Below are 13,537 nucleotides of genomic sequence, written 5' to 3'. Positions count from 1 at the left end.
ATCACATCTTCTTTAACGGCGCCGCGGTGGGCGGCGGCGGTACCGGGCCCGGGTCGTTGAAACACAGCATGATCTGATCGATGCCGAATTGATCGGCCAGGACCTGGGCAATCACAGCATGCACCAGGTCCAGGTCGACCGAGGGCGCCGCGACCGTGATGGTGGCCGCGATCGCACGGCCATGCTCACCGGCGACCAGGCGCAGGTCGTCCACCGCTTTCACGCCCGGGTCGGTAAACATCGCCGCACGGACCTGTTCCAGGTTGAGCTCGTTCATGGGGACTCCAAAGCAGTGCTACCGGCGCGGGGAGCTCGGTCGCGATGCAGCCAACGATAGAGCACCGGCAGCACCAACAAGGTCAATGCGGTGGATGAGACGATGCCGCCGATGACGACAGTGGCCAGCGGCCGCTGCACTTCCGAGCCAGCACCGACATTCAAGGCCATGGGTAGGAAGCCCAGCGAGGCTACCAGGGCGGTCATCAACACCGGTCGCAGGCGTCCAAGGGCGCCGTCGCGCACAGCGTCGTCTAGCGGATCGCCCTGTTCGCGCAGACGGCGGATGAAGGCGATCATGACCAGCCCGTTGAGTACGGCCACGCCCGACAGCGCGATGAAGCCCACGCCGGCAGAGATCGACAACGGAATCCCGCGCAGAGCCAGTGCCAGCACACCGCCGGTCAGCGCCAGCGGCACGCCACTGAACACAATGGCCGCATCCTTGGCCGAGCCGAAGGCCATGAATAGCAGAGCGAAGATCAACGCCAGTGTCACCGGAACGACCACGCCCAGGCGTTGGGTGGCCGAGATCAGCTGCTCGAAGGTGCCGCCGTAATCGATCCAGTAGCCCTCTGGAAGCGCGACATCCTGGCCGATGCGTGTGCGCAACTCGCCGACGAACCCGCCCAGATCGCGCTCGCGCACGTTGGCGGTGATCACCACGCGGCGCTTGCCGTTCTCGCGGTTGATCTGATTGGGCCCGCGCTCTACCTGGATCTTCGCCACTTCCCGCAGCGGCACCGTGCGAGGCCCCCCATTGGCGCCGGCGGCCAGACGGCTGGACTCATCGACACTGGTGCTTGCCGGCAGCGGAATGGGCAGATCTGCCAGCACAGCGGGGTCTTGGCGCTGCGCTTCGGGCAGGCGCACGACCAGGTCGAAGCGGCGGTCGCCCTCGATCAACTGGCCGGCAACACTGCCCCCAATGGCGGTGGCCACCGTTTCCTGCACATCGCCCGGGTTCAGGCCATACCGTGCCAATGCCGCCGGATCTGGCGTGATGGTCAGCAGCGGCAGGCCGGAGACCTGCTCGGCCTTGACGTCTTCGGCGCCGGGGACGCTACGCATGACCCGCTCGACCCGGCTGGCCAGGCGCGTCAACTGGTCAAGGTTGTCGCCGTAGACCTTGACCGCCACGTCCGAACGGACGCCGGAGATCAACTCGTTGGTGCGCATCTGGATGGGCTGGGTGAACTCGTAGTTGCTGCCCGGGATTTCCTTGGCCGCCGCCTCCAGCTCTTCCACCAGCTCGGCCTTGGGCTTGCGCGGGTCGGGCCACTGGTCGCGGGGCTTGAGCATCAGGAAGGTGTCGGCCATCGACGGCGGCATAGGATCGGTGGCCACCTCGGCGGTGCCGATCTTTGAGAAGATGTTGGCCACCTCCGGGAACTGGGCCAGGCGCTTCTCCAGCGTTTCCTGCATGGCCACCGACTGCTCCAAGCTGGTGCCGGGAATACGCATGGGCTGCAAGGTGATGTCGCCCTCATCCAGGCTCGGCACGAACTCCGAACCCAAGCGGGTGGCCAGCACGCCACAGCCCACCACCAGCACGGCCGCGCCGGCCAGCACCACCACGCGCCGACGCAGGGCCCAATCCAGCAGCGGCGTATAACGGGCACGCGACCAGCGCATCAGGCGGTTGTCGTGCTCAGCCACACGGCCGCGCAGGAAGCTGGCGATCGCCGCCGGCACGAAGGTCAGCGACAACACCATGGCGCCGGTCAGGGCCAGCACCACCGTGATCGCCATCGGGTGGAACATTTTTCCTTCTACCCCGGACAGCGCGAAGATCGGCAGGTAGACCGCGGCGATGATGCCCAGGCCAAACAGGCTGGGACGGATCACCTCGGCGGTGGCCGAGGCGGTCAGGTCATAGCGCTCTTCATCGTTGAGCTGGCGGCCCAGCGCGTGCTGCGCCTCGCCGAACCGGCGCAGACAGTTCTCGATGATGATCACCGCCCCGTCCACGATCAGGCCGAAGTCCAGCGCGCCCAGGCTCATCAGGTTGCCCGACACGCCGCCACGCACCATGCCGATGATGGTGAACAGCATCGCCAACGGGATCACCGCCGCGGTGATCAACGAGGCGCGCACATTGCCCAGCAGCAGGAACAGCACCACCACCACCAGCAGCGCGCCCTCGATCAGGTTCTTGGACACCGTGCCGATGGTGCGATCCACCAGCGCGGTGCGGTCATAGACGGCCTTGGCATGGACGCCGGCAGGCAGGCTGGCGTTGGCGGCATCCAGCTTGGCCGCGGCCGCCTGGGAGACTTCCCGGCTGTTGGCGCCGAACAACATGAAGGCGGTACCGACCACGACCTCGTGGCCATTCTGGGTGGCCGCGCCCGTGCGCAGCTCCTTGCCTTCGCCCACGCTAGCGACGTCGCGCACCCGAATGGGCACGCCATCGCGCCGGTCCAGCACGATGTTGCCGATTGCCTCCAGATTGGCTAGCTGGCCCGGCACGCGCACCAGGAACTGCTGTCCGTTGCGCTCGATGTAGCCGGCGCCGATGTTCTGGTTGTTGCGCATGACCGCGGCGACCACGTCGTTCAACGTGAAGCCCAGCGCCACCAACTGAGCTGGATCGGGAGTGATGTGGATCTGCCGCTCGAAGCCGCCGATGGTGTTGACCTCGGTGACGCCGGGCGTGGTGCGCAGCTGCGGCCGGATCACCCAGTCCTGCAGGGTGCGCAGGTCCGTGGCCGTGTACGGGGTGCCGTCGGGCTTGCGAGCGTTGGGCTCGGCCTCCACGGTGTACATGAAGATCTCGCCCAACCCGGTGGAGATCGGCCCCATTTCCGGGTCCAACCCTTCGGGAAGCTGGGAGGCGATCTGCTGCAGGCGCTCGGCGACCTGCTGGCGGGCAAAGTACAGGTCGGTGCCGTCCTTGAAGACGACGGTGACCTGCGAAAGCCCGTAGCGCGACAGCGAGCGGCTGTAGTCCAGCTTGGGCAGACCGGCCATGGCCGTTTCGATGGCAAAGGTGACCCGTTGTTCGGCCTCCAGCGGCGAGTAACCCGGGGCCTGGGTGTTGATCTGGACCTGGACGTTGGTGATGTCGGGTGTGGCGTCAATGGAAAGGTGACGGTAGCTCCACACGCCCAGCGCAACCAGCGCAGCGGTGAGCACTAGCGTCAGCCAGCGATGGCGGATGGACAGCCCAATGAGGCGTTCGAGCATGGCGGGCCTCATTCTTCTTCCACGGTGGACTTTTCGATGTCGGCCTTGATCAGGAAGCTTTGGGCCACCACCACCTGTTCACCGGCCTTGAGGCCTTCCAGTACTTCGGCGCGTTCGGCGTCGCGGCGCCCCAGCTTCACCGGCCGGGTGTGGTAGGTTTCGCCCTGCTGCACGTAGACCACGTCCTGGTCTTCTGCGGTCTGCAGCGCCGTGATCGGCACCACCAACGCTGCCGATTGGCGATCCACGGTGACCCGCGCCTTGACCGCCGACCCCGGCCGCCACAGGCCATCGGTGTTGGCCACCGTGCCGCGCGCAATGGTGCTTTGGCTGGCGGTGGCGGTGCCGGGCAGGACGCGCTCCAAGGTGGTCTGTGCGGTGACGCCATCGCTCAAGCGGGTAACCGTCACCGGCACGCCAGCACCGATGTGCTGGGCGTCGGCGCCGAAGATGTGCAGGTCCACCCACAGCGTGGACAGGTCGGCGACCTCAAACAGCGGCGCGCCCTCAGCGGCGGCCATGCCTACGGCGGCCGTGCGCGCCATGACCACGCCACTGATCGGCGCGGTGACGGTATAGGTGGTCAGGCTCAGGTTGCTCTCTACCGTGGCCAGTGCCTGGCCGGCCCGTACCTGATCACCCACGCCCGCACGCACGGAGCGGACCGGTCCGGGGAAGCGTGCCGTGACCTGCGCGATGCGACCGTCAATCGGGGTCAACAGCCCTTGCACCTCATGCTCGTCAGCAATCTCACCGGGGCCTGCCGGTGCGACCTGGATACCCGCTGCCTGCGCAGCTTTGGCGGCAATCTTGGTTTCCAGCGGCGCTTCCTCGTGCTCGCCGTGCTCTTCGCCCTCAGCGGCGGCGCCGCCTTCGGACGCTTCGTTGGGGGCCGACGCGTTGCAGGCGGCCAGCATCATCAGGGCCATGCCCAGTGCGGTCCAGGAAAAGCGATTCATGGGGTCTCTCCGGTGGAAGCAGCCGCCGGCGGCGCGACAAGCGCCTGGCCGGTCAGGCGTTGAATTTCGATCAGGGCGCGCTGCGCATCGAGCGCCACGTCCAGCTGCTGCTGGGCCATGGCCGTGCGTTCGGACTGCAGCTGTGCCCATTCCAGGTAGCTGATCGCGCCGGCGCGATAGGCGCGCTCGGCGGCCTGCTCAGCCCGGGCCAACTTCGGCAGCACCTCGCCTTGCAGCCGTGCCACCTCGGCCTGCGCCACGGTGTAGCGACCATGGGCTTCGACCAGCGTGGAATACAGCGACAGGCCCTTGGCCTCGCGCTCGATCGTCAGAACCTCCAGCTCGGCTTCGCCGGCGCGGATCTCCGGCTGCGCGCGGCTGCGGCTGCCCAGTGGCATGGACAGGCTGGCCACCAGCGCGGTGTCGTCAGTCTCCTGCAGGCGGCGCACGCCCAGCTGCCACGACAAGTCCGGCGAGGCCGCCGAACGCGCCAGCTGCAGTCGTGCCTGCGCGATCCGGCGGGCATCGGCAAACTGCGCCAACTCGGGAGTGCGCTCCAATTCCTCGGCCAGCGACTGCATGGACGCGATCGCCGGCAGGGTCATGGGATCCGCCGCGGCCACCTCGAAGCTCGGAGCACGTTCGCCCCAGAGGGCAGCAAGGTGCTGCCGGGCGGCAATGCGCTGCTGCTCGGCCCGATCACGGGTCAATTCTGCTCTCGCCAGTGCTGCTTGTGCGGTGAGCATCACCGATTCGGGAGACGCGCCAGCCTGCAGGCGCTGCCGGGCAGCGGCGACGGTCCGCTGGCGCTGGCCGACATCCATGTTCGCCAGGCTGCGTTGCCGGTCGGCACCGACAACGGCCAAATAGCGCTGCGCCGTCTCGGCGAGCAGGTCCAGCCGCCCGGTCTCGCGCTGCACGGCCAGTGCATCAATCCGGCTTTGGGCCAAGGTGCGGCGGGCGTCGAGCTTGCCGCCGCGCTCCAGGACCGAGCTCAGGCTCAAGGTCAACTCCGCGCTGTCCAGGCCACGGGCCGCGCCCGTGCCCAGCGCATTTTCAACCTCCGCCCCCAACGTCCACGGTGGCCGCTGCACGGCCTGGTCGCGCTCGGCAGCGAGCACCGTGGCTCGCGCATCGACCAGGCGCAGCTCGGGGTGGGTTTGGGCCACGCGTGCAAACGCGTCGTCCAAGGTCATCAGCTCTTCTGCTGTCGCCGGCGTTGCCGCCGCGCTCAACAGTAGCCACGCGGCCAGGGCCGCCAATCGCACATGCATGAAGTACTCCAGAATTTTCGATAGCCAACAGGGATCCGGCGCACGCCGGCGCGCATCACCCTGCGATCGGCGGCCGGAACGGCGCGAGCAGGTGCTCATGCCGATATCTGTCCGCATGGGCTGTCGCCGACGGCCAATGCCGGCCGATATGAGCAATGGCCAACACTATTTCTGGAGCCGGCGCGGCCTGGCTACAGCACAGCACCAGCTGCTGTAGCCGGTGCAGCGCGGCGTCTACGCCACGCTCGGAAGCTGGTGATGCCACTGCCGGGTCATGGTCGGCCGCGGCCAGATGGGTTTGAGCATGGAGCTCGCCAACCACTGCCAGCACCGGCTGCGTCACAAGGCCCACGGCCAAGTGCGCCAGCAGCAGCCAGCGCAGGCCACAGCTCAGCCGGCCAAGCGCTGTCATGCAGGCGTTTTGCGCGCGTCGGCACGCGCCCGGCGAGCATCACCCAAGATCTCGAAAGCCTCCTTGATCACATACAGGCCGATCAGGGCGCCGATCACGAAATCCGGGTAGGGGCTGGCCAGCCACCACACCAACAGGCCGGCCAGAATCACCCCAACGTTGGCCACCACATCGGCGCGGGTAAACAGCCAGGTCGCTCGCAGATGCACTTCGCCAGACTTCAAGGGGGCGAGCATACGGAGCACCTTCAGGTTCACGGCCAGCGAGACCAGAGCGGTACCGATCATCCAACCGCTGACCGGCTCGGCGCCGTACATCACCCGGCGGCCGACTTCGACCAGCACGCCTACGCCCAGCACCAGCAGCACGCTGCCACTGACCCACGCGGCGTTGGCCTTGAAGCGCGCCGTGCGCCCGATAGCGACCAGGCCAATGGCATAGGCGGTGGCGTCAGACAGCATGTCCAGCGCGTCAGCCAGCAGCCCGGTGGAATGGGCAATCCAGCCGGCAGTGCCGCCGATCACGGCCATCGCTGCATTCAGGACCAAGGCGATCCAGAGGATGCGTCGCTCCTCCTTGTTCTTGGCTTCGTGGTGGCACCCGCAATCACTCATGTCTTGGTCCTCTGCTGTGTTGTTTCATTGCTTGTTTGCGCCTGGCTGTCTACGCACACCGGAACGGGCATTGGCGAGGAACCCCACGATGGCGGCGGTGCCTACCAATACCTGCGCCAGCAGCGACTGCCAGGTGGGATACAGGCCGATCCACTCGATGCGCGGCAACGCGAGCGGTGTTTGAGAGATCCAGCCCGCTTCCTGCAACGCGGCCACGCCTTTACCGATCAGGATGACCGCCATCACCGCGATGAGAATCGAGCTGATCGAAAAGAACCGGCCAATCGGCAGCCGCCTGCTCATGCGCAGCATCCAGTACGCCACCGCAGCCAACACCGCGATTCCCGCCACCAGGCCTGCGAGGATGGCGGTGGACGCCTGATCGCTCCACATCGCGATGTAGAACAAGATCGTCTCAAACACCTCGCGGTACACCGCGACAAAGGCCAGCATGAACAGGAAAACAGCCGAGCGCCGTGTCAGCGCAGTCGTCAGCTTGGCGTGCAGGTACTCCTGCCACCGCCCTGCAAGGCTCTTTTGGTGCATCCAGATGCCTACGCTGAGCAGGACAGCGGCAGCGAACAAGGCCGAGACGCCCTCAGTGACTTCCCGGTTCGCACCGCTGATATCAACAAAGTAAGTGGCCACTGCCCAGGTAGCTGCGCCTGCCAACAACGCGCAGATCCAACCCGCATGCACATACGGCAACACATCAGACCGCTCGGCTTTACGCAAGAACGCCACGATACCAATCACGATCAGCAGCGCTTCCAGTCCTTCGCGTACCAAGATGGTAAAGCTGCCTAGAAACGCGGTGCTGGCGCCTATTCGGGTGTCCTGCAGCGCCACGTCCGCGCGATCAAACAGCTGGGCAATATGCGCTGCCTGCCCGGCAACGTCAGCCGCGGGCGCATGCTGATCCAGCTGCGCGCGGTAGCCTGCCATGGCCGTCTCGATCTCTCGCAGCAATGACGGATTGCGCGTGGCCAGCGTGGGTTCAAGCGGCTCTACACCATCCAGATAGGACGAGAGCGCAAGCTTTTTGGCTTGAGCCAGGTCCTCATCAGCGTAAGCGCGCTGGCTGGCGGCCAGTCGCTGCCGCGCCACCGCAAAGCGATCGGCTCCTGGTACCGCTTCGTTTACTGCCTGTGGCTGCGAACGCAGGTAGGCGATGATCGCGTTTGCCTGATCGGCGGGCATCGTGGTGGCAAGATCGGCCTCTCGCGTGCGTGTCAGCGCTTCGAGCGAGGGAATGTGCGTATGGGCCTCGGCACTGGTGCGCCATAACGCCTCACCTTGAGCCTTGGCTTGCGAGGAGTACCCCAAGCTGCCCACATAGAATGCCAACGCCCAGCGATCACTTTCTGACAGCCCAGAGAAGCTGACCATGCCGGTACCCGGCACACCCTGGGAAATGACCTCGTACAACGACAGCGGCGTTCGCTGCGCGGCGCGAGTGGCATCGGTGAACGCGATCGGCGGCGGACTTAACGCTTGCGCGGCGGGGCCATCACCGTGACCTGTGGGGCCGTGACAGGCCGCGCACTGCTGGCTGTAGATGGACGCGGCCTGGGAGGTCTTCGGCGCGCTCGCCGGAACAGCGCCGATCGGGTAGCGGGCCAACAGCGTCGTGCCGAGCCCGCGCGCCAACGTTGCCACTTGCGCCGGGTCGGCCTTCTCTGCCACCGCCTGGACCAGGCGGTCGGCCTGGGCCGTCAGCTCCTGCTGGTTCTGGCCACCGGGCAATGCTGCCAGCTGACTGCGCACGGCGCCGGCAAACTCGCTCATTTCGGCGTATTCGTTGGGGGCAATTACGCGACCGGCCTGGACCGCGCCGGGGTAGTCGACCGCGATGTAATCGAGCATCTGCCAGGTTTGGCGCAGGTCTGCTGCGGCAGGCTCCGCCTGAGCAGAAGCGGGCAGAACCCAGCCGATCAGCAAGGCAATCAGGCAGTAGCGAATCAAGGCGATGGGCAGTGGCATGGTCGTCACATGCAGCGCCGCGGCCGGAGTGGCGGCGGATACGGGTTCAGCGTAAAGTCCGTAGCTACTACGGAGTCAAGCGTACTACGAATGAAAATCAGTGAGGCTGCCGACGCCAGCGGATGCCACTTGGAGACGATTCGCTATTACGAGCGGATCGGGTTGCTGCCGCGCCCGGGGCGCACGGGCAACGGCTACCGGGTCTATGGCCCGGCCGACATCGAGCGGCTGCGCTTCATTGCGCGTGGCCGGGACCTGGGCTTCAGCCTGGAGGAGGTCCGCAGCCTGCTGCAGCTGGCCGGCGATGAGGAGCTTTCGTGCGGGGACGTGGACCGGTTGGCCCGCAGCCATCTGGCCGACGTGCGCGCCCGCATGGCCGACCTGCAGCGCATGGCCAGCGAGCTGGAACGGGTGATTGCCAGTTGCCATGGCGGGCAGCGGGCGGAATGCACCATCCTGTCGACGCTGCGCCAGACGACCTCGGTGGAGGCCACGCGCCAGTGACCGAACTGGACCGCTACCTCGATGCGGCCACGCGCCAGAACACGGTGCGCAGCTATGCGTCGGCGCTGCGGCACTTCGAGGTTGAATGGCAAGGCCACCTCCCAGCGACACCTGAAAGCGTGGCCCGGTACCTGGCCGCTTATGCGCAGACCTTGGCGACCAGCACCCTCCGCCAACGTCTGGCGGCCATCGCCTCTTGGCACCGCGACCACGGCTTTGTCGACCCGACCCGATCGCCGCTGGTGCGCAAGGTGCTCAAAGGCATCCAGACCCTGCACCCGGGCCAGGTCAAGCAAGCCGCGCCGCTCCAGATTCGGCGGCTGGTCGAGCTCGATGACTGGCTGGCCGCGGCGATCGCTGCGGCACATGCCCGGGGCGATGGGCCGGCGGCGCTGCGCCATCAACGAGACCGAGCGCTGGTGCTGCTCGGGTTCTGGCGGGGATTCCGTGGCGATGAACTGCTGCGTCTGGACGTGGCCCATCTCACGCTGGTGCCGGGACAGGGGATGACCTGCTTCTTGCCACGCAGCAAGGGTGATCGCCAGGCAGCCGGCGTCACCTACAAGGTGCCGGCGCTGTCGCGGTTATGTCCGGTGGAGGCGACCCAGGCGTGGCTGCAGGCGGCCGACCTGCAAGAAGGGCCGGTGTTTCGGGCAGTCAACCAATGGGGCCAGGTGAGCGCCGAAGGCCTGCATCCCAACAGCTTGGTGCGCCTGCTGCGCGAGTTGCTGACCAGTGCCGGCTTTGCCGATGCGGGGCTCCACAGCAGCCATTCGTTGCGCCGCGGCTTTGCCAGCTGGGCCAACGACCAAGGCTGGGACATGAAGGCCTTGATGGAGTACGTGGGCTGGCGCGATGTGCAGTCGGCCATGCGTTACCTGGACGGGCGTGACCCGTTTGCCCGGGACCGCATTGAAGCAAGCCTGCCCAGTCCAACCGTGCCGGTACCGGCGATGGCACTGCCGGCGCCGGAGGGCAAATCGGCCCTGCAGCTGCGCCTGCGCATGGTGCTGACCCCGTTTGCCCGCACGGGCCGCGGCGCGGCCAAGGCCCGAGGCCGAATTGAAGAGATCTGCTTGGCCCCGTTCCAGGCTGTGCGCCTGAACACCGCCAGCAGCGAGTACCAGTTGACTGCTCCCACCGATCCCGAAAGGGATCTGGATGAAATCCTGGCCACGTTGCTCGATGACATGCACCGCATGGCCGATACGCACCAGTGCTTCCTGGAAGCGTCGCTCAGTACAGACGACGGCCGGCACTGGGACTGATCCCCCTCACACCCTCCGGATCCAATGGCTACCCTTCACGAGACCGCCTACCCGCGACTGAAGCCTGATCCCACCGCCAAGGAACTGGAGGAGATCTATACCCCGACCGCCGCTGAGATTGCATTCGCCAAGCAGCTGACCACCCAGCCGGGTCCGCAGCTGGCGGTACTGATTCATCTCAAGCTCTTCCAACGCTTGGGCTACTTCACGCTGTTGGCCGACGTACCCGAGCGGATCCGGAAGCACATCGCCAAGGCCGCCCGACTCGGGCGCGTATTGGACACCGACCAGCTCGAACGCTACGACGCTTCCGGCAGCCAGCGCCGGCATATGCCGCAGCTTCGGCAATTCATCGGGGTACGTCCCCTGGATAAATCGGGCTTGGCTTGGCTGGACACAGTGGCCACCGGAGCAGCCCAGACCAAGCACACCATCCCGGACATCGTGAACGTCCTGCTCGAAGAGCTGGTGCACCATCGCTACGAACTGCCCGGTTTCCGCACTCTGGAGCTGGCCGCCATCGGCGCCCGTGAGCGGGTCAATCTGGGCTACTACCGCAGCATCAGCCACGCGCTGACGCCTGCCACGCGCACGCTCATCGACGAACTGCTGCGCGCACCGGAAGGGTCCAGGTTCACCGGCTGGCAATCACTCAAGCGCGAGCCCGGCCGGCCCACCAACAAGGAAGTTCGGTTCTACCTGCAGCACATCCGCATGCTGCAGCAGTTGGCCGACCAGCTGCCTCCCATCGATGTGCCGGTGCCCAAGCTCAAGCAGTTCCGTGCAATGGCTCGGGCCTATGACGCCAGCGAGCTGGCCGAACTGGCTCCGGACAAGCGCTATGCGCTGGCCACCATCTTCATTCGCGCCCAGCATGCCAAGACACTGGATGATGCAGCCGAGTTGTTCATCAAGCAGGTGCGCGGGCTGGAGAACACGGCCCAGCAGAAATTGCTGGCCTACCAGCTCGAACATGCCAAACGGGCCGACTTCCTCATCGGCCAGCTCAAGGAAATCCTGCAGGCCTATCAGCTAGACGGCAGCGATAGTCAGCGCGTGGATGCCATCGACAACAGCCTGGAAGCGGAAGTGTCGACCTTGCTGGCCGAATGCGAAGAACATATGGCCTACGCCGGGAAGAACTACCTGCCTTTCATGCTGCAGCCCTATGGCGCGGTCAGGCCGCTGCTGTTCAATGGGCTGGAGCTGATGAAACTTCGGGCGACCAGCCACGACGCCGGCATGGAGCCGCTGATCGCAGCGGTGCTCTCGCTGCGCAACCAGCGCCGTGAGCTGATCGAGGTCGCCTCCCTCGGTTTGGACCCGGAAAAGGACTTTGACTGGATGTCCAAGCTCTGGTGTCAGCACGTGTTCGGCAAGCGGGCCAGTGCAGCCGGCGCCGGCTGGATGCACCGTAAGTACTTCGAGCTGGCCGTGCTGGTGCAGGTCAAGGACGAACTGAAGTCCGGAGATCTCTTCATTCCCAGCAGCGAACGGTTTGATGACTACCGTGAGCAGCTGGTCGATGAAGCCACCTTGGCCCAGGAACTGGAAGCCTACGGCCAGGTGTCAGGCCTGCCCACCGACGCCGAGTCTTTCGTGGCGGGATTACGTGCACAACTGACCTCCCTGGCCGATGAGGTCGACGCGCGTTTCCCGGAGAACGTACATGCGGACATCCTGGATGGGCGCCTGGTGCTGCGGAAGGGGCAACGCGCCGAAGTCTCCAGCGCGATTACCACGGTGGATCGCCTCATCGCCGAACGGCTTCCAGAATCCAGCATCGTCGATGTCCTGATCGATGCCAGCCAATGGCTGGATCTGCACCGTTTCTTCCGCCCGATCGCCGGCACCGAGAGCCAGGTCGAAGATCTGCCCCGACGTGTGATCACCACGCTATTCTGCTACGGCTGCAACCTGGGGCCGACGCAGACGGCGCGGTCGATCAAGGGCTTCAGCCGGCGCCAAGTCGCTTGGCTCAACCTGAAATACGTGACCGAGGATGTGCTTGAGAAGGCCATCGTGGAGGTCATCAATACCTACAACAAATTCGACCTGCCTGGCTATTGGGGCGCCGGCAAGAGCGCATCAGCTGATGGCACGAAGTGGAGCGTCTACGAGGACAACCTGCTGTCGGAGTATCACATCCGCTACGGCGGCTACGGTGGCATCGGCTACTACCACGTGTCCGACAAATACGTAGCGCTGTTCAGCCACTTCATTCCCTGTGGCGTGCACGAGGGCATCTACATCCTCGACGGTCTGTTGGCCAACACTTCCGACATCCAGCCTGAGATCGTCCATGGCGACACGCAGGCCCAAAGCTATCCGGTCTTCGGCCTGGCCCACATGCTGGGCATCCAGCTGATGCCCCGGATCCGGAACATCAAGGACCTGACATTCTTTCGGCCCGAACCGGGTAGGGCTTATAAGAACATCCAGGCACTGTTCGGGGACAGCATCGACTGGCAACTGATCGCCACCCATCTCCACGACATGCTGCGGGTGGTGATCTCAATCCGATTGGGCAAGATCACCGCGTCCTCGATCCTGCGCCGGCTGGGCACCTACAGCCGGAAGAACAAGCTGTACTTCGCCTTCCGGGAACTTGGCAAGGCCGTTCGAACGCTGTTCTTGCTGCGCTACATTGATGACAATGAGATCCGCAAAACGATCCATGCTGCCACCAACAAGAGCGAGGAATACAACGGCTTCGTGAAATGGGTGTTCTTTGGCAGCCAGGGGATCATTGCTGAGAACGTCCAACACGAGCAGCGCAAGATCATCAAGTACAGCCAGCTGGTGGCCAACATGATCATCCTCCACAACGTGGAAGGCATGAGCCGGACCTTGGCCGAGATGAGGAAGGAGGGGATTGAACTGACGCCCGAGATCCTGGCCGGCCTGTCGCCTTATCGGACCAGCCACATCAATCGCTTCGGCGACTACCACCTGGATCTTGAAAGGGAAGTGGCGCCGCTGAGCTACACAGCCAAGGTGCTTGAACAGACCCCATAGATGGGGAGAACCTGATCGAGAGACGAGCAATCAACCTTGA

Annotated in this window: 10 protein-coding genes; 3 read left to right on the top strand and 7 right to left on the bottom strand. The window is 65.3% G+C overall.

What is annotated here, in order from left to right:
• Position 1: 1 nt before the first annotated feature.
• The 7 genes from VN11_RS10890 to VN11_RS10865 are packed head-to-tail and all read right to left on the bottom strand — an operon-like array spanning position 2 to position 8,707.
• Positions 2 to 277 (bottom strand): hypothetical protein, encoded by a 276-nt coding sequence (locus VN11_RS10890; RefSeq protein ID WP_019184735.1) that lies wholly within the window; start codon positions 275 to 277, stop codon positions 2 to 4.
• Positions 274 to 3,465, bottom strand: coding sequence for an efflux RND transporter permease subunit (locus VN11_RS10885; protein ID WP_019184736.1), 3,192 nt, complete (start codon positions 3,463 to 3,465; stop codon positions 274 to 276). The genes VN11_RS10890 and VN11_RS10885 overlap by 4 nt, the downstream gene beginning before the upstream one ends.
• 8 nt (positions 3,466 to 3,473) lie before the next feature.
• Positions 3,474 to 4,424 carry an efflux RND transporter periplasmic adaptor subunit gene (locus VN11_RS10880; RefSeq protein ID WP_021201906.1) on the bottom strand — a complete coding sequence of 317 codons (951 nt, stop codon included), beginning with the start codon at positions 4,422 to 4,424 and terminating at the stop codon, positions 3,474 to 3,476.
• The gene (locus tag VN11_RS10875; RefSeq protein WP_012480227.1) at positions 4,421 to 5,698 is read right to left on the bottom strand and encodes a TolC family protein; all 1,278 of its coding nucleotides are present in this window, start codon (positions 5,696 to 5,698) and stop codon (positions 4,421 to 4,423) included. Before VN11_RS10875 ends, VN11_RS10880 begins: the two co-directional genes overlap by 4 nt.
• A gap of 55 nt (positions 5,699 to 5,753) precedes the next feature.
• Positions 5,754 to 6,110: a hypothetical protein gene (locus VN11_RS21810; RefSeq protein ID WP_012480228.1), complete on the bottom strand. Its 357-nt coding sequence runs from the start codon at positions 6,108 to 6,110 to the stop codon at positions 5,754 to 5,756.
• Positions 6,107 to 6,724, bottom strand: coding sequence for a cation transporter (locus VN11_RS10870; RefSeq protein WP_053449743.1), 618 nt, complete (start codon positions 6,722 to 6,724; stop codon positions 6,107 to 6,109). The genes VN11_RS21810 and VN11_RS10870 overlap by 4 nt, the downstream gene beginning before the upstream one ends.
• Before the next feature lie 24 nt (positions 6,725 to 6,748).
• Positions 6,749 to 8,707, bottom strand: coding sequence for an FTR1 family protein (locus VN11_RS10865; protein ID WP_053449742.1), 1,959 nt, complete (start codon positions 8,705 to 8,707; stop codon positions 6,749 to 6,751).
• A 90-nt stretch (positions 8,708 to 8,797) separates the two neighbouring features.
• On the opposite strand from VN11_RS10865, the gene VN11_RS10860 reads away from it, so the two are divergent.
• Genes VN11_RS10860 through VN11_RS10850 form a run of 3 tightly spaced genes read left to right on the top strand, consistent with a single transcriptional unit; the run spans position 8,798 to position 13,497 of the window.
• Positions 8,798 to 9,211, top strand: a complete 414-nt coding sequence (locus VN11_RS10860) for a MerR family transcriptional regulator (protein WP_012480230.1) — start codon at positions 8,798 to 8,800, stop codon at positions 9,209 to 9,211.
• Positions 9,208 to 10,479 carry a site-specific integrase gene (locus VN11_RS10855; RefSeq protein WP_080374912.1) on the top strand — a complete coding sequence of 424 codons (1,272 nt, stop codon included), beginning with the start codon at positions 9,208 to 9,210 and terminating at the stop codon, positions 10,477 to 10,479. Before VN11_RS10860 ends, VN11_RS10855 begins: the two co-directional genes overlap by 4 nt.
• 24 nt (positions 10,480 to 10,503) lie before the next feature.
• Positions 10,504 to 13,497: a Tn3 family transposase gene (locus tag VN11_RS10850; protein WP_053449741.1), complete on the top strand. Its 2,994-nt coding sequence runs from the start codon at positions 10,504 to 10,506 to the stop codon at positions 13,495 to 13,497.
• The last annotated feature ends 40 nt before the right edge of the window (positions 13,498 to 13,537 follow it).

This window comes from Stenotrophomonas maltophilia (assembly GCF_001274595.1).
GTDB lineage: Bacteria > Pseudomonadota > Gammaproteobacteria > Xanthomonadales > Xanthomonadaceae > Stenotrophomonas > Stenotrophomonas forensis.
Note: the sequence above shows the minus strand (reverse complement) of the source record. Positions and strands in the feature narration are given on the sequence as shown.

Bases quoted from the DNA above. Each gene is read 5' to 3' on its own strand.
- VN11_RS10870 (WP_053449743.1), bottom strand. From the start codon at position 6,724: ATGAGTGATTGCGGGTGCCACCACGAAGCCAAGAACAAGGAGGAGCGA.
- VN11_RS10880 (WP_021201906.1), bottom strand. From the start codon at position 4,424: ATGAATCGCTTTTCCTGGACCGCACTGGGCATGGCCCTGATGATGCTG.
- VN11_RS10875 (WP_012480227.1), bottom strand. From the start codon at position 5,698: ATGCATGTGCGATTGGCGGCCCTGGCCGCGTGGCTACTGTTGAGCGCG.
- VN11_RS21810 (WP_012480228.1), bottom strand. From the start codon at position 6,110: ATGACAGCGCTTGGCCGGCTGAGCTGTGGCCTGCGCTGGCTGCTGCTG.
- VN11_RS10890 (WP_019184735.1), bottom strand. From the start codon at position 277: ATGAACGAGCTCAACCTGGAACAGGTCCGTGCGGCGATGTTTACCGAC.
- VN11_RS10885 (WP_019184736.1), bottom strand. From the start codon at position 3,465: ATGCTCGAACGCCTCATTGGGCTGTCCATCCGCCATCGCTGGCTGACG.
- VN11_RS10865 (WP_053449742.1), bottom strand. From the start codon at position 8,707: ATGCCACTGCCCATCGCCTTGATTCGCTACTGCCTGATTGCCTTGCTG.
- VN11_RS10850 (WP_053449741.1), top strand. From the start codon at position 10,504: ATGGCTACCCTTCACGAGACCGCCTACCCGCGACTGAAGCCTGATCCC.
- VN11_RS10860 (WP_012480230.1), top strand. From the start codon at position 8,798: ATGAAAATCAGTGAGGCTGCCGACGCCAGCGGATGCCACTTGGAGACG.